Source organism: Clostridium sp. CTA-1 (genome assembly GCF_054768215.1).
Genome location: NZ_BAAAAP010000038.1, coordinates 1 through 20,152, shown reverse-complemented (window position 1 = coordinate 20,152; position 20,152 = coordinate 1). Strand labels below are relative to the sequence as shown.

15 protein-coding genes are annotated in these 20,152 nt (G+C 27.2%); 12 read left to right on the top strand and 3 right to left on the bottom strand.

Annotated elements, in window-relative coordinates:
• Positions 1-821 precede the first annotated feature (821 nt).
• Positions 822-2,552, bottom strand: coding sequence for an ATP-dependent zinc metalloprotease FtsH (ftsH, locus tag ACYUEW_RS18395; protein ID WP_003487381.1), 1,731 nt, complete (start codon positions 2,550-2,552; stop codon positions 822-824).
• Positions 2,553-2,773: 221 nt separating this feature from the next.
• On the opposite strand from ftsH, the gene ACYUEW_RS18390 reads away from it, so the two are divergent.
• The 9 genes from ACYUEW_RS18390 to clpB all read left to right on the top strand — a co-directional run bounded on the left by ACYUEW_RS18390 (position 2,774) and on the right by clpB (position 12,997).
• Positions 2,774-3,832 carry a YkvA family protein gene (locus tag ACYUEW_RS18390; RefSeq protein WP_460277641.1) on the top strand — a complete coding sequence of 353 codons (1,059 nt, stop codon included), beginning with the start codon at positions 2,774-2,776 and terminating at the stop codon, positions 3,830-3,832.
• Positions 3,807-4,256, top strand: coding sequence for a ribonuclease HI (gene rnhA / locus ACYUEW_RS18385; RefSeq protein ID WP_003487377.1), 450 nt, complete (start codon positions 3,807-3,809; stop codon positions 4,254-4,256). Before ACYUEW_RS18390 ends, rnhA begins: the two co-directional genes overlap by 26 nt.
• Positions 4,257-4,318: 62 nt before the next feature.
• A complete protein-coding gene (locus ACYUEW_RS18380) occupies positions 4,319-4,495 on the top strand; it encodes a hypothetical protein (protein ID WP_003487376.1) in 177 nt (58 codons plus the stop codon).
• Positions 4,496-4,675: 180 nt separating this feature from the next.
• Positions 4,676-5,980, top strand: a complete 1,305-nt coding sequence (locus ACYUEW_RS18375; protein ID WP_003487372.1) for a helix-turn-helix domain-containing protein — start codon at positions 4,676-4,678, stop codon at positions 5,978-5,980.
• Between the two features lie 31 nt (positions 5,981-6,011).
• Positions 6,012-7,265, top strand: coding sequence for a helix-turn-helix domain-containing protein (locus tag ACYUEW_RS18370; protein ID WP_030033273.1), 1,254 nt, complete (start codon positions 6,012-6,014; stop codon positions 7,263-7,265).
• A gap of 452 nt (positions 7,266-7,717) precedes the next feature.
• Positions 7,718-7,948 carry a hypothetical protein gene (locus tag ACYUEW_RS18365; RefSeq protein ID WP_460277638.1) on the top strand — a complete coding sequence of 77 codons (231 nt, stop codon included), beginning with the start codon at positions 7,718-7,720 and terminating at the stop codon, positions 7,946-7,948.
• Positions 7,949-8,198: 250 nt separating this feature from the next.
• Complete coding sequence (locus tag ACYUEW_RS18360) at positions 8,199-8,804, top strand: DJ-1/PfpI family protein (RefSeq protein ID WP_085333825.1); 606 nt, start codon at positions 8,199-8,201, stop codon at positions 8,802-8,804.
• Between the two features lie 208 nt (positions 8,805-9,012).
• The gene (locus ACYUEW_RS18355) at positions 9,013-9,939 is read left to right on the top strand and encodes a DUF2935 domain-containing protein (RefSeq protein WP_045517374.1); all 927 of its coding nucleotides are present in this window, start codon (positions 9,013-9,015) and stop codon (positions 9,937-9,939) included.
• A gap of 457 nt (positions 9,940-10,396) precedes the next feature.
• Positions 10,397-12,997, top strand: a complete 2,601-nt coding sequence (gene clpB / locus ACYUEW_RS18350; protein ID WP_460277636.1) for an ATP-dependent chaperone ClpB — start codon at positions 10,397-10,399, stop codon at positions 12,995-12,997.
• A 727-nt stretch (positions 12,998-13,724) separates the two neighbouring features.
• On the opposite strand, the gene ACYUEW_RS18345 is transcribed toward clpB, so the two are convergent.
• The gene (locus ACYUEW_RS18345; RefSeq protein WP_106900771.1) at positions 13,725-14,453 is read right to left on the bottom strand and encodes a type 1 glutamine amidotransferase; all 729 of its coding nucleotides are present in this window, start codon (positions 14,451-14,453) and stop codon (positions 13,725-13,727) included.
• Between the two features lie 59 nt (positions 14,454-14,512).
• Positions 14,513-15,874: a Mur ligase family protein gene (locus tag ACYUEW_RS18340; RefSeq protein ID WP_265203018.1), complete on the bottom strand. Its 1,362-nt coding sequence runs from the start codon at positions 15,872-15,874 to the stop codon at positions 14,513-14,515.
• Between the two features lie 310 nt (positions 15,875-16,184).
• Between ACYUEW_RS18340 and ACYUEW_RS18335 the strand changes: the two genes are divergently transcribed.
• The 3 genes from ACYUEW_RS18335 (at position 16,185) to ACYUEW_RS18325 (ending at position 19,706) form a co-directional block, all read left to right on the top strand.
• A complete protein-coding gene (locus tag ACYUEW_RS18335; protein ID WP_265203019.1) occupies positions 16,185-17,165 on the top strand; it encodes a type I phosphomannose isomerase catalytic subunit in 981 nt (326 codons plus the stop codon).
• A 464-nt stretch (positions 17,166-17,629) separates the two neighbouring features.
• Positions 17,630-18,745 (top strand): transglutaminase domain-containing protein, encoded by a 1,116-nt coding sequence (locus ACYUEW_RS18330; RefSeq protein ID WP_460277633.1) that lies wholly within the window; start codon positions 17,630-17,632, stop codon positions 18,743-18,745.
• Positions 18,746-18,851: 106 nt separating this feature from the next.
• Positions 18,852-19,706: an undecaprenyl-diphosphate phosphatase gene (locus ACYUEW_RS18325; RefSeq protein ID WP_003487352.1), complete on the top strand. Its 855-nt coding sequence runs from the start codon at positions 18,852-18,854 to the stop codon at positions 19,704-19,706.
• The last annotated feature ends 446 nt before the right edge of the window (positions 19,707-20,152 follow it).

The following is a 20,152-nucleotide window of genomic DNA, read 5'->3' as shown; positions in this document are numbered from 1 at the left end:
ATTATATATGGTTAATTATACTATAGATATAATATAATTAACAAGAAAAGTGTCTAAAATTGAAGTTAATACCTAAGAATACCATCGAATTAGGTAGAAAAGTAACTATAAATCACAAGAATTTTTAAATTTTACTACAAGGATATATTTTTTATTTGTTTTTGTGTACTTTTAGTAGAAAATTATTATAACAATTTTTATAAGGTATAAAAAACAAAGAAATAGTTTTAGAGAAAACAGATATTCAGGAAAATAATTAGAATTTTATACCAATTTGAGTTGTATTTTTAACCCCATACCCAGTTTTTTCTCTCAGCAGGAAATTATTAAAACAACTTTTAGAGGTATTAAAACGAGAAATACTTTTAGAGAAAATAGATATCTAGAAAAATAATAAGAATACTTTATTTGTGAACTAATATTTTAAGAGTGAAGTAAACAGGACTTTTATTCAGAGAAAAGAGCACAAAGTATAGAGAACAGATTCGAAAACAAATTTAATATATAAAACTCTTATAAATGATGACTACCAGCTCTAAAACTCTACTCCTATATTCTCTAAGGAATTATACTAACTTCAGCCTATTAAAAAGAGGGATATGTGGCGTAAAAGGCATTCGAAAAAACTTAGAGATTCTTATTTGTTTTTGAAAATATATTTAAGAAAAAAATGATTGTTTGGGCGGTTAGTGAGTTTCATTTTTTTCAATATATTTTAAGAAAAAACAAATTAGAATCTCTTAGAGAATTGAGTTGCCTTTTTAGCCACATATCCCTTTTTAATAGGCTGTAGGTAAACTACCTTTTAAGTTGTAATTTCCTTATTTAAAGTCTTCTTCATAAAGAGTTTCTTTTTCTAATAGTTTTTCAGATAATGAATCTAACTGGTCCTTTTCTTTTAGTAATGTATCTTTAACAGCTTTATAAATATTATCTATCAAAGATTTACACTCTTTGATTATATCATTTTCATTTATGCTTAATTCATGTTTTAAACTTCCCATATTTAATAAGCCTAAGGTTTCGCCCATACCATATTCTGTTACCATTTTATAAGCAATGGATGTACTTCTTTGAAGGTCATTATGAGCTCCTGTGGTTATGTGATCTTTTCCAAATATAATTTCTTCAGCAGCACGTCCACCTAAAAGTACCATTATTCTATTTCTTAAGTATTCTTTACTTTGATATAGGCTATCTTCAGGAATGCTTAAAGTATATCCACCAGCACCTTTTGTACTTGGGATTATAGTTACTTTAGATATTTTTTCCTTAGGTAAAAATATGGATGAAATTAAAGCATGTCCTATTTCGTGATAGGCAGTTATTTTTTTATCTTTATTTTTTATATAATCTCTATTTTGTTTCTCGTAACCTGCCAATACTACAGAAAAGGCTTTATCAACATGATAATCTTCAATCTTAACACTATTTTCTTTACAAGCTAATATAGCAGCTTCATTTAATAGATTTTCTATTTTAGCGCCAGAGAAATAAGCAGTTTTTTTGGCCCAATCTTTAATATTTATATTACCTATAGGTTTATTTTTTAAATGAAGATTAAGGATTTTTTCCCTAGCTACTACATCTGGTAAGTTTACCTCAATGTGTCTATCAAATCTACCTGGTCTTAATAGAGCTTCATCTAATATATCTAATCTATTTGTAGCCGCCATTATAATAATACCTTCTTTTTCATTAAAACCAGACATTTCTGTAAGCAGAGCATTTAAAGTTTGGTCTCTTTCTTCAGAACCACCAGCTTTTTCACTGGATCTTTTTTTACCAATTGCATCAATTTCGTCTATAAATATTACAGCTTTACCTTTACTTCTGGCTTTTTTAAATAATTGTCTAATACGACTGGCACCCACTCCTACATATACTTGGACAAAGTCAGAACCAGACATAGCATAGAAAGGAACTCCAGCTTCCCCAGCAACAGCTTTTGCCATTAAAGTTTTACCTGTACCTGGGTCACCATATAAAATAATTCCTTTAGGCATTCTAGCACCATAAGAAGAATACTTTTCAGGATTTTTCAAAAAGTCTACTATATCTTTTACACTTTCTTTAGCTTCTTCATTTCCTGCAACGCTGTCAAAATCAAGTTTTATATTTTCAACTTCATCCGCATCTAAAGAATCCACAGAAGAAAGTTTTTTATTTTTAAAAACAGCAGAATCCTTTAATCCAATAAAAACTATAGAAAGAACGGAAAGAACAAACAAGGATAGGGGAATTACTTCTTTAGGTGTGGTAGGAGAACTTTCAGATATTTTCACACCTTTTTTTAATAAATTTTCCTTAAAATTAATGGATCTTGGATTATCTGTTTCATAGATTTCCTTTGAATTTAGTTTTACTTTCATAGTAGGGGTATCTGTCATGTATACTGTAGATACTTTTTTTGCATTTAGATCCTTTAAAAATTCATTGTAGTCTCTATTTGTTTTTTTAGAACTATAGAAGTTAAAAGAAACCATAACTGCTATAGATAAAAGAGCAGTTAATATAGGTAAAATAATAATCTTATTTTTAATTTTATTCATTAAGTAACTCCTTTCTAACTAATAGGAATTTTAATATCTCTTTTAAACTTGTACAATAATACTATAATATTTTTAAAAATCAGTCTAATGATTATCATAAAAATTGTTAAAGTAATTTCTGGTATACTTAAAAGTTATTAGTAATAATTATATTAGTTTTAGTATGATTAATTTTAGTGTATACTTATTTATAAGTGAAAAAGTAGAGGGGGAAGTAATGGATGAAGGTATCATCTGTAAAAGTTACTTTAACAGAAGTAGATATAATGACTTTAATAAAGGATTATTTAAAAGTTTCTGGATTACATATTGAAAGTATTTCTCTAGGGGATTTTATAGAGGTAAAAGGATCTTATACAAAGGGGATTTCTATACCTTTTTTTGCTAAATTAGCTTTAGGAAGTGTGGATAACAATACTTTAAATATAAGAATATTTAAAGTTAAGGTTATGAATTTACATATAATTGATACAATAAAAAAATTAGCTTTAAAACTATCTTTAAGTAGTTTTAAAGACTATGGTATATATGTTAAAAAAGAAAATATAAAATTAGATTTGGATATACTATCTAAAAAGATACCTTATACTTATTTTAAAATAGAAAAAATAAATCTATATAGTGGTTATATAGATGTTTTTGTAGATAATATAGTTTACTCTAAAGAAAATGAAAAAGAAGATAAAGAAGTTGAAGAAGAAAAGTTTTCTTTAAATAAAAAATATAAACCTATATATAAGAGGAAAGATAATTACTCTCTCACAAGAAAAAGTTTAAAGATTAAAGTACCTAATAAGTATAATAAATTTTTCGAGTATTCTATGCTTATACCAGATATAACAGTACTATTATATAGATTACTTAAAGACAAAAGAGTAGATGTGAAAACTAAAACTCTTGTGGTATCAGTATTAAGTTATATTGTTAGTCCAGTGGACATAATTCCATCTTTTATACCGTTCATAGGTAAAATTGATGATTTTGCTGTGGTGTTTTTTGGATTAAATAAAATAATAGAGGAAGTTCCAGAGGAAATTATTCTAGAAAACTGGGAAGGACAGGGGAATATAATATTTTTAGTAAAACAGGTAATAGGATATATATCAAATATAATAGGAACAGAAAATGTGAGAACACTTATGAAATTTGTTAATAATATTGTAGGGTTTATAAAGGAAAAATCTGACGGAAAAAGCAACTTAAAAGCGCAGAAACAGGAAAAGGATAAAGCTTATGAGGAGGTGGCATCTGCAGATGAAAAAAGTAATAATATACACTGATGGAGCTTGTAGAGGAAATGGTCAAGAAAATACCATAGGGGCTTATGGAATAGTTTTAATGTATGGTGAACATAAAAAAGAAATAAAAAAGGCTTTTAGGGATACAACTAATAATATTATGGAATTATCTGCAGTAGTAGAAGCACTTTCTTTATTAAAGGAACCTTGCAATGTAGAAGTTTATAGTGATTCTGCTTATGTTATAAATGCTATAAATCAAAAATGGCTGGATAATTGGAAAAAGAATAATTGGAAAACGGCCTCTAAATCTCCAGTTAAGAATAAGGAATTATGGGAAAATTTGGATGAATTATTAAAAAAACATTCTGTTAAGTTTATAAAAGTAAAGGGTCATTCAGATAATGAGTATAATAATAGATGTGATAAATTAGCAAATGAAGCTATGGATGAATTTAATGTTTAATATTTTACAAAAATGCATATCCTACATTTAGTATTAAAAATAAATAAAGGAGAGTGTAAAATATGAACAATAGATTTTTATCAGGTATTACTGCAGGTGCTATAATAGGTGCAACTGCTGGAATGTTAATAGTACCTCAGTTAGACAGAGGTACTAGAAGAAGACTAAAAAGAACAAGCAGAAATATGATGGGAATGGCAGGAAATATGATGGGAAATATGAGAGGAATAATGAGATAGAAAGATTTGGGGAAAGCCCCAAGTCTTTTTTATATACAATAAATACAAAAATGTACATTAAATTTGAAAAAATATGTAATTACTTTTATAAAAAATTTATCCTAATTGAAAAAATATGTTATAATGAGGTTATGAAAACTATAAAAAAAATTAACTATATTAATAGCGAGGAAGATACTTATGGAGATACTTTCTTTGGGGGAAAAAATTAAAAGAAGAAGAAAAGAACTAAATATGACATTAAAAGACTTAGCTGGAGATAGAATAACTCCAGGTCAGATAAGTCTTGTAGAATCAGGTAAATCAAATCCGAGTATGGATTTATTGGAATATTTGGCAGAAACATTAAATACGTCTATAGAATATTTCATGGAATCTGAGGATACTCAGGCAGAAAAAATATGTAAATATTATGAAAATATAGCGGAATCTCATATTATAAATGATAATTTAAATATATCAGAGCAATATATAGAGAAGTCTCTTTATTATGCAGAAAAGTATAACCTAGAATATAGAAAAGCTAGAAATCTTTATTTAAGAGGACTTATATACATGCATAAAGGAGATCTTCCTGTTGCGCAGCAATATCTTTTATCGTCAAACGTAATATTTATTAAAAATAATAACTATGAGGAAATAGTTAATACCTTTGTTAATTTGGGAAAGATAACAATATTTTTAAAAGCTTATCATTCTTCCTGCAGTTATTTTCAACAAGCAGAAAAGGTTTATGGTGATAATGATATAGGAAACGATGATCTTTTAGCAGAGATATATTATCATATAGCTTATACATATTTTAAGTTAGATAATATAAATAAAGCTATAGATTATTCTTATTTAGCAAAGGAAAAATATAGACAACTAAACAATAAAAAAGAATATGCAAACTCTCTTTTACTATTATCTCAACAGTATAGTGAAAAGGGAGAAATGGATAGGGCTATAAAATATTCTGAAAAAGCGTTAAATATATTTAAAGAAGTAGATGATGTATTATACACCTCTAAAATAGAAAATAACTTAGGTAAGTTATTTTATGAATTTGATAATTTAGAGGAGTCTTTTATACATTTTAATAGAGCTAAAGAGATAAGGGAATCTAATAAGGATCCGCTACTTTTAGAAACTTTAATAAATATATGTGAAAATTACATAAAACAAAAGGATATTTATAACTGTAAACTAACATTAGATGAAATAATGAATAATTTAGAGAATGGAAATGAAATAGCTTTAGTAGATTATTATTTATTAAAGCATAGAGTGGAACTTCTTCAAGGGGATTTAGAAGAAGCAGAAAGTACACTTTTAATGGCACTAAACTTTGTTAAAAACATGCAAAATAAGGAAAGAATAGGAGAAATATCCATAATAATAGGTAAATTCTATATAGATAATGGAAATGACAAAGAAGCGGCTAAATATTTAAATGAAGGTGTAGAAATGTTCAAGGAAGTAGGATTATTAAAAGACATGTAAGTAGATTTATTTTGTGGATGGGTGAGATTTTATGGAGATACTTTCTGTAGGGCAAAAAATTAAAAGAGCTAGGGTTTATAAAGGATATACCCTAAAAGAACTATGTGGAGATACTATATCTGTTTCTAAAATGAGTTGTATAGAAAATGATAAGATAAAGCCAGATGATGAAATACTAAAAATTATATCAGAAAAATTAGAAATAGATATTAAGTATTTAAAAGCTGGAGTAAAAGAGCAACTTTTAGATAATATTGATAAACTTAAAGATAACAAAAATGCATCAGATTATGAAAAGATTCTAGAATATAATTTAAAGTATGCAGAAGAATATAAATATTATCATATAGCATTTTATATAATACATATGTTATTTAATCATTATTTAGAAAATAGTGAAATAGAGAAGCTACAACTTATAATATCTAAGTATTATGATTATTGGTTAAAATCTAGCATAGATGAAAATAAAATAATTTATTATATGGATATTGCTAAATTTTTCTTTGAAACTAAGGAATATATAGAAGCGGCTAGTTATTATAGGAGTATTAGAAAAATTGCGCACGAAAAAAATAATTATATATTATTATCTGAGGCTACCTATGATGAAGCGGCTTGTTATATAAGAATAAAAGAATTTGATAAGGCTTATGAAATAGCTGTAAGTCTTATAGATTTAATAGATTTTTTAGATAACAATATTAAAAAAGCAGAAGTTTATAAAATATTAGCTATTTTATCTTTAAGATTAGATAGAAAAAAATTTGAAAACTATGAAGAAAAATCTTACGTATTATATGGAAATGATTTAATTCATAAAGCAGATGCTACTTTTAAATATGCTACAGCTATGTTTGATATAGGTGAAAAGGATAAAGCAATAAATTACATAAATAAAGCTTTAGATTTATATCCTAAAAATAATACAAGAGCTTTTGTATCTTTTATGTTAGACACTATGAAGATTTTATTAAAAAATAATATATTATATAGAGCGCAAGAAATTTCAGACGAAATATTAAATTATGCTATAAAGATAAATAATATAAGATTTATAGAAAAAGCTTATTATTATAAAGCTATAATTTTAGAAAAGCAAGGGAGTTTAGATACTGCTGAAATGTATATGAATCTTTCTTTAGACTCTATACTAAAGTTTGGAACAAAACAAGAAATATATGAAAGATACATGAAGATGGGAAATATGTATCACAAAATGAACCAAGTAGGAGAGTCTATAAAATATTTTAATTTAGCGATTAAGCTTTCTAAAAAACTTTAGTGTATAAGAAAATTATGACTTAAAAGGGTGTTATACTACCCTTAGTTTAAAAAAAGGATATGTGGTTAGAAAGGTAACTAACTTTGATAAGAGATTCTAATTTGTTTTTTCTTAAAATATACGGTTCCAAATTATAACTTGCTGAACGCTCGGACAATAATTTGGAACATACATATATTTTGAAAAAACAACTAAGAATCTCTAATCTTGTTCGAATGCCTTTTACACCACATATCCTCATTTTTTAAATCAAGGGAAGATAGTATAACTTTTTAAAGATAATTTTTTGTGGAGCATAGTAGAGTAAATTTTCTGTTTACTCTACGCTTATATATCAGTTCATAAATAAAGTAGTGTAATTATTTCTATAGATATCTATTTTTCTTAAAAGTATTTCTTGTTTTAATACCTTTAAATACTGGTGTGATAATTATAGAGTAAAGATTATAGATATGGATTATTTTATTCTATCTATTTTCAGCAGCTCAGCAGCTATTAAAGGAGGTTCTTTAACAGCACATGAAAAAGAACAATTGCAACAATTTTTAAAAGAATATATTTTGAAGGTGCTTGGAAATCAAAAGGTTTTACTTGATTGTGGGCATTATATTCATGATTATGAGTATGAAAGAATTGCACTTAAAAGCAAGGAATTTATTAAAAACGTTATACTTGTAAAATAAATATACTCATTAATAGAAAGGATGATTTTTATGGAAATTAACTACTTGAGTATAATTACTTCGATTATTAACTTAGTTTTATTATTTTTAATCATCATAGTAATATTTAAAGGAATCCAAAGTGTTAAACACTTTATTAAAAGGAATAAAGAGATGGATAAAAAATTAGATATCATTATGAAAAGATTAGAAAATAAAGAAGATAATTAAACCTTATGTGAAATATTGTAAAGCAAGAGGAGGCAATAATATGCTTTATAGAGTGGATGTACTTTTATTTGATAAGTTTGAAACATTGGATGTATTTGGTCCTGTTGAAATACTTGGGAGTATTCCAGATATTTTTAAATTAAATTTCATATCTTCTGAGGGTGGAATTGTTGAAAGTTCTCAAAATGTAAGAGTGGATACTAACTTGTATACAAATGAAAATGATATAGAGAAAATCTTACTTGTTCCAGGAGGGCTTGGAACAAGAGAAAAAATTGATGATAATAATTTCATTAATTTCATTAAAAATATTTCTAATCAATCAAAATACATAATTAGTATATGTACAGGTTCTGCCTTACTTGCTAAAACTGGAATATTAAATAAGAAAAAAGCAACAACAAATAAGCGTGCATTTAAGTGGGTTACAGAGCAAGGTAAAGATGTATTGTGGGTAAAAGAATCAAGATGGGTAAAGGATGGTAATATATATACATCTTCAGGAGTATCGGCTGGAATGGATATGGCATTAGGTTTTATAGCAGACATTATTGGAAAAACAAAAGCATTAGAGATTAGTCAAAGAATTGAATATTTTTGGAATGAAGATAGTAAATATGATCCATTCTCTAAGATGTATGAATAATTTATTTATATAAAATGCTTTATGTAGAATATTTTTATTAACTGTATTAGTAGTGATTAATGAATTCACAGGATAACGTGAACTTTTTATATAGTTTTTTGCAGATTGTATCTAAACTTTATAAGTATAGCTACGTGATAAAAGTAATCTTTTGTGTATTCAATTAATATGATGATAGTGAAGAAAAATTTTTAAAGGAGAATTCACTATGCTATCTAGACGTGAGTTTATACGACAATCACTAGAATTACATCTTTTTTTTGGCAGAATTATGAAGGAACACTCCTTCTTTTTACAAATAGGTTTTACACCTAAAGATTCAAGACTTATGCAGCAGGCGAACGCTTTTAGAATGGAATTTGATAGACTTTTAGCTGATGCTATATCCCTTTCTAATGGTGTTGTTAGCAATAATGTATTAAAATCTGGTGAAGTAGTAACACCATTTACATTAAAAGCTGAAATGGCTTCAGCATATTTTACAGGAGTGAATATTCCAATTAGATTGACTGAAGCAGAAGAAGGATTAACGGGTGATAGCTCAACGAAAGTTAATCCTATGCTTGAAGAGAGAGTATCTATGCTTAATCAAAGAGCAATGGGACTAACTAGAGCTTTAGCACAGTTTAAGACTAAAATACTATCAGATGTTATATGTTGCAGAATATTTACAGTTAATTACCCTTTACTTATAGATCATATTTTAAGGGAAGCAAAATTCTATTTTCAGTTAGTTAGAAGACTACAAAATCGTGAAGAAATCGATTTAGAAAAAGAAGCTTATGAACAAGAGACCTTCTGGAACAGAATTATGGCCGAACATTCAAAATTTATTAGAGGTCTTCTTGACCCAACTGAAGATGAACTTATAAAGACAGCAAATAACTTTGGAAATGAATTTGATGAGTTGACAGAAGAGGCAAAGGAAGCCATGGATAATGCAATGGCAATTTCAAAAGTTACAGATGATAGCCTTAAAGCAACTATAGAAATAAAGAAATTTAAGGCACAAGGTACTCAAGGATTGGTAGAATGTAAAATCAGGTCAATAATAATACCGTTACTAGGTGACCATACTCTACGTGAAGCAAGTCACTATTTACGTTTATTAAAAATATTTGAAAAAAGTGTATAAAATTTAATGGTATATAAGCATGGATAGAAATATCGATGCTTATTTATTTTGTGACAATATGCCAAATATTTATACAAGTACAAGTTATAATTCGTAGAGTATATTTTAGTAAAAAACGAATTAGAATCTTTTATGGAAGTGAATCGTCTTTATAACTACCTATCTATTTTTAAAATTAAGGGTAGCATAACTATCTTTTAAGTCATAATTTTCTTATTCTCCCTCTTGAAAGTAGAATTTTTTTGAATATAATAGTAATTAAATAATCTATGCATATTAAATTAAATTTTGAAAATATTTAAATATGTAGGGATAAAAAAATTAAAGAATTAGAACAAGAAAATAAAAAAACTAAGAGAACAATTAGAAGTTATTAGAGGTAAACCATATGAAAAAAATATAGGCATGGCAAGTGACGTTGTACTTTGCACACGATATATAAAAGGGAGGTAATTTTATGGATATTGAAAAATTAACTTTGAAGGTACAGCAAGCTATAAATGATTCTCAACTTGTTGCAGTTAAGTATAATCATCAACAGATTGATACTATACATTTATTTTCAGCTTTAATTTCTCAGGATGATGGATTAATTCCTAATATTTTAGGGAAAATGGGAGTGAATATAAGAGACATTAATGCTGAAACTAATAGAGTTTTAGATAGTATGCCTAAAGTATTAGGTGAGGGAGCACAGTCTTCTTCAGTGTATCCTACTAGGAGATTTGAAGAGGTTTTTGTAAAGGCGGAAAGTATAGCAAAGGATTTTAAAGATTCATATATAAGTGTAGAACATGTTTTATTGGCTATAATGGATGTGGACAAAAATAATGTTCTTCCTATATTAGAAAAATTCGGAGTGAAAAAATCAGAGTTTTTAAAGGCATTATCAGCTGTTAGAGGAAGTCAAAGGGTTGATACCCAAGATCCGGAAGGAACCTATGAAGCTTTGGTGAAATATGGTAGAAATTTAGTTGAAGAAGCTAAAAAACATAAATTGGACCCTGTTATAGGAAGAGATGAAGAAATAAGAAGAGTTGTAAGAATTTTATCTAGAAGAACTAAGAATAATCCTGTACTTATTGGAGAACCGGGTGTAGGTAAAACTGCTATTGTAGAAGGATTGGCAGAGAGAATTGTCAGAGGAGATGTACCAGAAAGTCTAAAAAATAAAATAATATTTTCTTTAGATATGGGCGCACTTATTGCAGGTGCAAAATATAGAGGGGAATTTGAAGAAAGATTAAAAGCAGTATTAAAAGAAGTTCAAAATAGTGAAGGAAGAATAATTTTATTTATAGATGAAATCCATACTATAGTAGGGGCAGGTAAAACAGAGGGCTCTATGGATGCAGGAAATTTAATAAAACCTATGCTTGCTAGAGGAGAACTTCATTGTATTGGAGCTACTACTTTTGATGAATATAGACAGTATATAGAAAAAGATAAAGCTTTAGAGAGAAGATTTCAACCTGTAATAACAGATGAACCTACAGTAGAGGATACAGTATCTATATTAAGAGGTCTTAAGGAAAGATTTGAAATATATCATGGAATAAGAATACATGATTCAGCTATTGTAGCTGCAGCTAAACTCTCTAGCAGATATATTACAGATAGATATCTCCCAGACAAAGCAATAGATTTAATAGATGAAGCTTGCGCTATGATAAGAACAGATATAGATAGTATGCCAACGGAAATGGATTCGATGAAAAGGAAGATATTCCAGTTAGAAATAGAAAAAGAAGCATTATCTAAAGAAAGAGATGTGGCTTCAAAGGAAAGATTAGAAGTCCTAGAAAAGGAACTAAGTGAATTAAAAGAGAAAGATAAAGAAATGACAGCTAAGTATGAAAATGAAAAATCTCATATAACAAAAATAAGAGATTTAAAAGAAAAGCTAGATGATGTTAGGGGACAAATGGAAAAGGCCGAAAGAGAATATGATTTAAATAAAGTGGCAGAGCTAAAATATGGCTTAATACCAACCCTTCAAAGAGAGATAGAAGAAAAAGAAAAGTTAATAAAAGAAAATAGTAATGGAAATGCTATGCTAAAAGAAGAGGTTACAGAACAGGAAATTTCTGAAATAATCTCTAAATGGACTGGTATACCTGTAACAAGATTAGTTGAAACCGAAAGACAAAAATTATTACAATTGGGAGATCAACTAGAAACTAGAGTAATAGGCCAAAGTGAGGCAGTAAAAGCAGTAACTAATGCAGTTATAAGAGCTAGAGCAGGATTAAAAGATCCAAGAAAACCCATAGGATCATTTATATTCTTAGGGCCTACTGGGGTAGGAAAAACAGAACTTGCTAAAACTTTAGCTAGAACTTTATTTGATACAGAAGAAAATATAATAAGAATAGATATGTCTGAATATATGGAAAAATATTCAGTATCAAGACTTATAGGAGCTCCTCCAGGATATGTAGGATATGAAGAAGGAGGTCAGTTAACAGAAGCGGTTAGAAGAAAACCTTATAGTGTTATATTATTTGACGAAATAGAAAAAGCTCATGACGATGTATTTAATATATTTCTTCAAATATTAGACGATGGAAGACTTACAGACAATAAAGGAAAGGTTATAGATTTTAAAAATACTATAATTATAATGACTTCTAATCTGGGAAGTAACTATTTATTAGATAATGAAAGTAAAGAAGGCATAGACGAAAGTGTAAGAGTAAGAGTAAAAGAAGTTTTAAAGGCTAGATTTAAACCAGAATTTTTAAATAGAGTAGATGACATCATAATGTTTAAACCTCTTACAGTAGAAGACATTAAGAGAATAATAGATATATTCTTAGATGATATAAGAAAAAGACTTAAAGATAAGAATATACAGCTTAAGATTACAGATAGTGCCAAAGATATCATGGCCAAAGAAGGATATGATCCAATATATGGTGCAAGACCATTAAAGAGATATATAGAGGATACTATAGAAACAGAAATAGCAAAACAAATAATAGCAGGAAACATATACGAAGGTACTACTGTTGGAGTAGACATAAAAGGAGAGTCAATAGTTATAGAAAGAATCTAAGGAAGTTGTAACACAACTTCCTTAGAGTACAGAGTATAGAGAATAGAGTACAGATAAGGAAGATTTTACTCCACTTTGTTACGTAAAATCCATAATTATATTTTCATTTTTAAGATATTTAAATCTTTTATAAGTATGTTAAAAATTTTGAGTTGTTTATACTTTTTATAGTAAGGACTTCAAAAAATTTTTGATAGAAAATTCATGCGGTAGCATATCAAAAGATTACATTCTTTATAAGATTTATAACAAATAATTTTACAATTGAAACTATTTGCGGTAACAAACAAATTTAATAGAATAAAGATAATGACTTCAGTAAATTTATTTTCTATAAACTTATTGAAGTCATTACTATAACATCTTATTTTAGGTTAGAATTTTATAATTAAAATTATTTTTGTCATCTTATACTACAAAAAATTCTCACAAAGTCTTCGCTAAAAAACCACCGGCTACGCCCATTATTTTTGAGTAAAATTAAATTCCTTTACATAAAACTAAATACTAATTATTATAGAAAGCCTTCGGCTGCGCTATCGCTTTTTAAAGGCATCTATATAAAATTAATATTTAATTTTATAATCTTTAAATCAATAATTAACTTAGTGGCATAATTATAATTAAAGATTTTGTGTAGAGAAACGTAACAAAATCCACCATATCTGTACTCTATACTCTATACTCTGTACTCTAAAAAAGGAAAGTGCATCGCACTCTCCTTTTTTTAAGCTTTACTTTCTCTATTAACTATAAATTCTTTTGCTTTGATTTCTAGATTATCATCTAGGGGTTCTAGGTTTATGTCTTCCCCATATTTATTTTTTAGAGCAGTAGAAAGTAGTCTGTCTGCTAATTCTGGGTTTTTGGAAAGTAGAGAACCATGGAAATAGGTTCCAAAGGTGTTTTTATAAATACATCCTTCTTGTTGATCTTCACCATTATTACCATAACCGGCTATAACTTTGCCTAAAGGTTTTAAATTTCCTATATAGGTTCTTCCAGAATGATTTTCAAAGCCTACATAGGTTTCATTAAAATCTTCATTTTTTATTACTGTGTTCCCTATAAATCTAGTGTCCCCACCCTCAGTGTATATATCTAATATATTTAGTCCATCAAGTTTTTCACCTTCTGGTGTAGTATAATATTTACCTAATAATTGATAGCCACCACAGATAGCTAATAAAACTTTTCCTTTTTCTATGTATTCTGTAAGGTCATCTTTTTTAGTTTCTACCATATCTTTTGAAACTATGGCCTGTTCATAATCCTGACCTCCTCCAAATAAAGCTATATCATATTTATCTATAGGAAAGCTATCTTTTATGGAAACATTAGATACATTTATTTTTATACCTCTTTGCTCTGCTCTATATTTTAATACTAGAATATTACCTATATCCCCATATACATTTAATAAATCAGGGTATAGATGACATATATTAAGTTCCATGTATTTCACCTTCTTTACATTAGTTTAAAATGTTTAATTTAAATTGTTTTATATATTAATTACCATAAATTTTTAATATATCCTTTAGAATTTAGGAATTTTCTAAAAGATGTCATAGCAGTGTATGTAGCTAAAATATATACTGTTTCTTCCTTACAACTTTTTATATCCTCTAATAAATCATCATGATTTTGAGATAGTTTAAATTTTTCATTTGGGAGACCTGCTACTTTTAATCTTATAGCCATATCATATAATCTAACACCAGAGATTAGTATATTATCTATATCTAGAGAATTTAATTTTTCAAATTTTACATCCCATATCCAAGATACATCTCTACCATCTGCATAGTTATCATTTAAAAGTAGGGCTAAATTTATTTTTTCCTTATCTAAAACTATAGTATTTATGGCTTGATCATATCCAGCAGGATTTTTAACTAATATTATTTTAACATCTTTACCTTCTATATTTATGCTTTCTTGTCTACCAAAACTACTTTTTTGACTCTTTAATGAATTAAATATAACGGATTTTTCTATACCTAATGTTTTAGCCATAGAATAAGCACATAGGGCATTATAAACATTGTATAGACCAGGTTGATTTATGTAATATTCTTGATTATCCATTATAACCAAAGATCCTTCTGGTGTTAAATCCTCTACTTCATCTAAAGAAAAGGTTAGGTTAGGTCTTTTGTATCCACAGCTTTCACAGTAGTAGTTGCCTAAATGATTATAAGTTAAAAATTCATAGGAATAAGGATGTTTACATTTTTTACAAAATTTTGAGTCTGCATTTACATCTATTACAGTATCACTGTTTTTAGAGTGAGAAAATCCATAATATAAAACTTTATTAGGAAGAGAATTATTTAAATCACCTAAAAGTGATTCATCTCCATTTAATATAAGTTTTGAATTTGGGGATTTTTCAACACCTTCTAATATTTTTTTCAAAGTAGTATAAACTTCTCCATATCTATCTAGTTGATCTCTAAATAAGTTTGTGATAGTTATTATTTCAGGAGATACATATTCTGTAATAAATTTTACATTGGCTTCATCTACTTCTATAACTGCATACTTTTCTTCTTTATTATTGAAAGAAAAATTTTCTACAAAACAAGCTACTATACCTGGAAACATGTTTGCACCAGTACTATTGGATATTACAAATTTATTACTGTCTTTAATCATATTGTATATCATACTAGTTGTAGTAGTTTTTCCATTAGTCCCTGTTACAAGGATTATTTTATAATCCTTAGCTACTGTTTTTAATATTTTTCTATCTAATTTTAAAGCAACTCTTCCTGGAAAGTTGGTTCCACCTTTAAAAAGTGTTTTAGATAGTTTTAGCACTATTTTTGAAATCATTATACTGAAAAAAGATTTTATATTAATTTTACACACTTCCTTTTTGAATTTTTAAATAAATAAGATTACAACTACCTATTATAATATAATTTTAACTATTTTACATTAATATTAATAAAATGTTCAGTTAATTTTTGTGAATTATTATTTTATTAATGTGAATTACTAGTTAATTTTCAATCATTATAAATATATAAATACCATAGATTAAAAGTATTATAAAATTAGCATTTAAATTTCATGTATTGTACTTTTTATATTTAGTTTAATTAAAATCTTTAAATGTAATTAATATCTGTAAAGCGGAATATATATTAATTGAATCAATTTATATTTAAGGAGAAAAATGTATCCTTTAAAATTTAATAATATATATTTAAATAAAGTATGGGGTGGAAGAGGCTTAAAAAAATTTAGAGATAATCTTCCTAAAGGAGATATAGGTGAAAGTTGGGATATAGCATTTCATCAAGACTTAATAAGTGTAATTAAAAATGGAGAACTTAAGGGGAAAACATTAAAAGATGCTATAGACTTATATAAAAATAAACTAATGGGAGATTGTATATTTGATAGGTATAAAGATTTTCCATTACTTTTAAAAATAATAAGTGCAGAAAAAAAATTGTCTATACAAGTACATCCAGGTGAAAAAGATATTTTAGATTCAAAGGAAAGTCCTAAAAAAGAAGCCTGGTATGTTATGGAAGCTAAAGTGGGTTCTTATATAATTTTAGGTAGCAAAATAAAAGATAAAGCTGTACTTAGGAAGGTTATAGATAATGGTACAGTTGAAGATTATTTATATAAAGTACCAGTAAAAAAGGGAGATGTATTTTATATAGATAGTGGAATGATTCATGCTATAGGTAAAGGAGTTACATTAATTGAAATTCAAGAAAACAGTGATACAACTTATAGATTATATGATTATAATAGAGGAAGAAAACTAGATTTAGAAAAAGGAATGAATTGTGTAAATTTAGATATTAAACCTAATAAAAAATCAGGCTTAAAAGTGCAATTAAAAAATTGTAATAAAACTCATTGCTTTTTGTCAGAGGCCTTTGCTATGGAAAAATATGAAGTATATTATTTCTTAAAAGAAAAAAGTGATAAAGAAAGGTTTTTTATTTTTACCTGTGTAGATGGACAAGGACAAATTAATTATAGTGAAGGGCGACAAAATTTAAATAGGGGAGATAGTATACTCATACCTGCTTATATGGGCGATTATACATTAAGAGGTAATATGAATCTGTTGAAATTTTATATACCTGATATAGAAAAGTCTATTAATAGTATTGTAAATATAATAAAATGTTAAATAAATTTTATCCGATGACTACCCGCTCTAATATTCCCATCTTCTTCAAAGTGGGAGTAAAGAGGGGCTGCGTACATGGATAACCATTTCCTAGGTTTCAGAGGGAGTAAAAACTACCTCTGAAGCCAAGAACTTTGTTTATGTTGTTGCTTTTAAATAGTATAAGTTAGAAGAAGGGTGTATGGTATAGATAGATATTTAGAAGATGATGTATGAAAATAGAGTTAATTTTAATATGGTAAAGATAGAAAATACACTTATAGACTAATGTTTATTAGGTGCATTTTTTATTTATGCTATATTTTATGTTAAGTTTCTCTTTTTTAAAATAAGTTTTTATACTGTATTTTTAGTTAAAAAATATAGTGAATATTATATAAATAATGAAAATTTAAAATTAATACTATATACTTAATATACGATAAACATATTAACGTATAAATAGAGAAAAGAGGGAGTTTAATATGTATAGAAAAAGATTAAAATTAAAGACCGTATGTGTTTTTATTCTTGTTTTATTTATTAATATATTGCTTATTTCCTGTAAAGCCGGAAATAGCAATAAGGGTATTGTAGTAGAAAATTGGGATAATTTTTATGAAGGAAACAATATACATTTTTATTATAGTGATGGCAAAAGTCCAAACCCTCAGCAATTAAAATCCAAGTATTCTTTAGATAAACTTACATCAAAAGGAAAAGATGATATAGATAAGGCTTTAAAGATAACTAGTTGGTTAAATAATAAATTGAAGTTTTCTAAAAATAGTATAAAGACAGAAGAGGATTCTTTAACTATATTAGAAAAATATAAAGAGGGAGAAACAGTTTCAGATAAAGAGTTTAATGAAATTTTTACAGAGGCTATTTCTTCTGTTGGCATATATTCAAGAATAGGGGAATTTAGAGTTAAGGACGCTCAGCATAGCAAGAAAGATGATTTTTTCATGGTTTCAGAAATTTGGAGCGATAAATATAAAAAATGGATAATGATAGATGTGGTTAATTCATGTTATATGAAGAAAGCTGGAGTACCTTTAAGTGCTATAGAAGTTTTAAATAATGGAATAAGTAACTTGGAAATAAATGGAGTTAAAGATAAAAATAAATATATTAAAAAAATGGAGAGATATTTTTATAGTTATACTATAGGAATTGATAATAATATTCATGATGGAGTTAAAAGTAATTCCTATATTACCTATATATCAAAGGGACAGGTACCAGAATTGAAAACTATTAAGGGATATATTAAACCAACTATTTTTGTGAATAATGACTCTTTATTTACTATTTCACCTAAAACTCAGTATAAAGATCTACAAAATGATAAAAAACCCACTCTAATAATATCTAAAAAGAATACTGAAGGAAAAGAAGAAGAAACTCCAAGTTTTTATGTGGCTTCTTTTAAAGATAGTGTTATGGTTAAGGAGTTTTATATAAGTGTCAATGGAGCAGATTTTGGTAAGGTAAACAATATTTTTGAACTAAAATTAAAAGAAGGGCAAAATTCTATAAAATTATCAGAAAATGGTAAGGATGTCGTAAGGGAAGTAATAGTGAATTATAAAAAGTAATAAAGATTATTATTTTCTTATATGTTTATTAATATATTTGTATAAGTCATAAAAAATAGTATAATATAGGGGTATTAAATAAAAAAGAGAGTGAGGAGTTAGGTCAATGCTACTAATATTAAAAGCAATAATAATAGGAATAGTAGAAGGTATAACGGAATTTCTACCAGTATCCTCTACAGGGCATATGATAATAGCCGGATCCCTTATAGGATTTGATGGAACAGTGTATAGAAAAGCTTATACAGATATGTTTAGTGTTGTTATACAATTAGGAGCTATATTAGCGGTGGTGGTTTTATATTGGGACAAAATTATGAGTACTCTTAAAAACTTTTTACCAAGTGATAGGGTACCAGTAAAAAAATGTGGTTTAAAATTTTGGATTAACATAGGAATCGCATCCATACCAGCAGCGGCTATAGGAATCCCATTTAATGATAAAATAGAAGAAAAATTATTTTATCCATGGCCGGTAACAATAGCTTTAATTGTAGGCGCTATATGGATGATATATGCGGAAAATAGATATAGAAATAATTCTAAAACTACTAGTATAGATGATATAAATGCTAAACAAGCTATTATTATAGGATTGTTTCAATGCTTAGCATTATGGCCAGGTATGTCTAGATCAGCATCTACAATAATAGGAGCCTGGATAGTTGGGTTATCTACAGTGGCAGCAGCGGAATTTTCATTCTTTTTAGCTATACCAGCAATGATAGGGGCATCAGGAATGTCGTTAATAAAGCATAATGTATTTAGTACATGCTCTTCTATAGAATTGATAGCTTTAGCAGCTGGATTTATAGTATCTTTTATAGTAGCTCTTGTAGTAATAGATAAATTTATAGCATTTTTAAAGAAAAAACCAATGAAAGTTTTTGCTATATATAGAATAGCTTTAGGAATAATTTTAATTATTCTTTTATATTCAAATATAATAAAGTGGCATTAGATATTAAAAAGTGTTGTTATATAGGACTATTAGCAATGTGAATTTGCTAATAGTCCTATATTTTTATATGATATTAAAGATAACTGTACCCAGTGTGTCTATATGTAAAAAAATTAAAAATGTGAAGGATATTAAAGAATTATAAAAATAATTTTATTATATTAGGCATGAGAGGACAAATATGGTTGAAAGCTGTGATAGAATATTAATTGTCGTCGCGAGATGACAGGTCAACAAAAACAAAAAAAAGTATTGACCAAGATAAAAAAATGTGCTAATATTATTAAGCACTGAGAAATGGTCTTTGAAAATTAAACAGAGAATTAACAAGAAACATTCTTGTAACAGCCAGTAAGATAAGGTAATAAACCTTGTCAATGAATTTGAGAAGAGATTAAACTTTAAAATTGAGAGTTTGATCCTGGCTCAGGACGAACGCTGGCGGC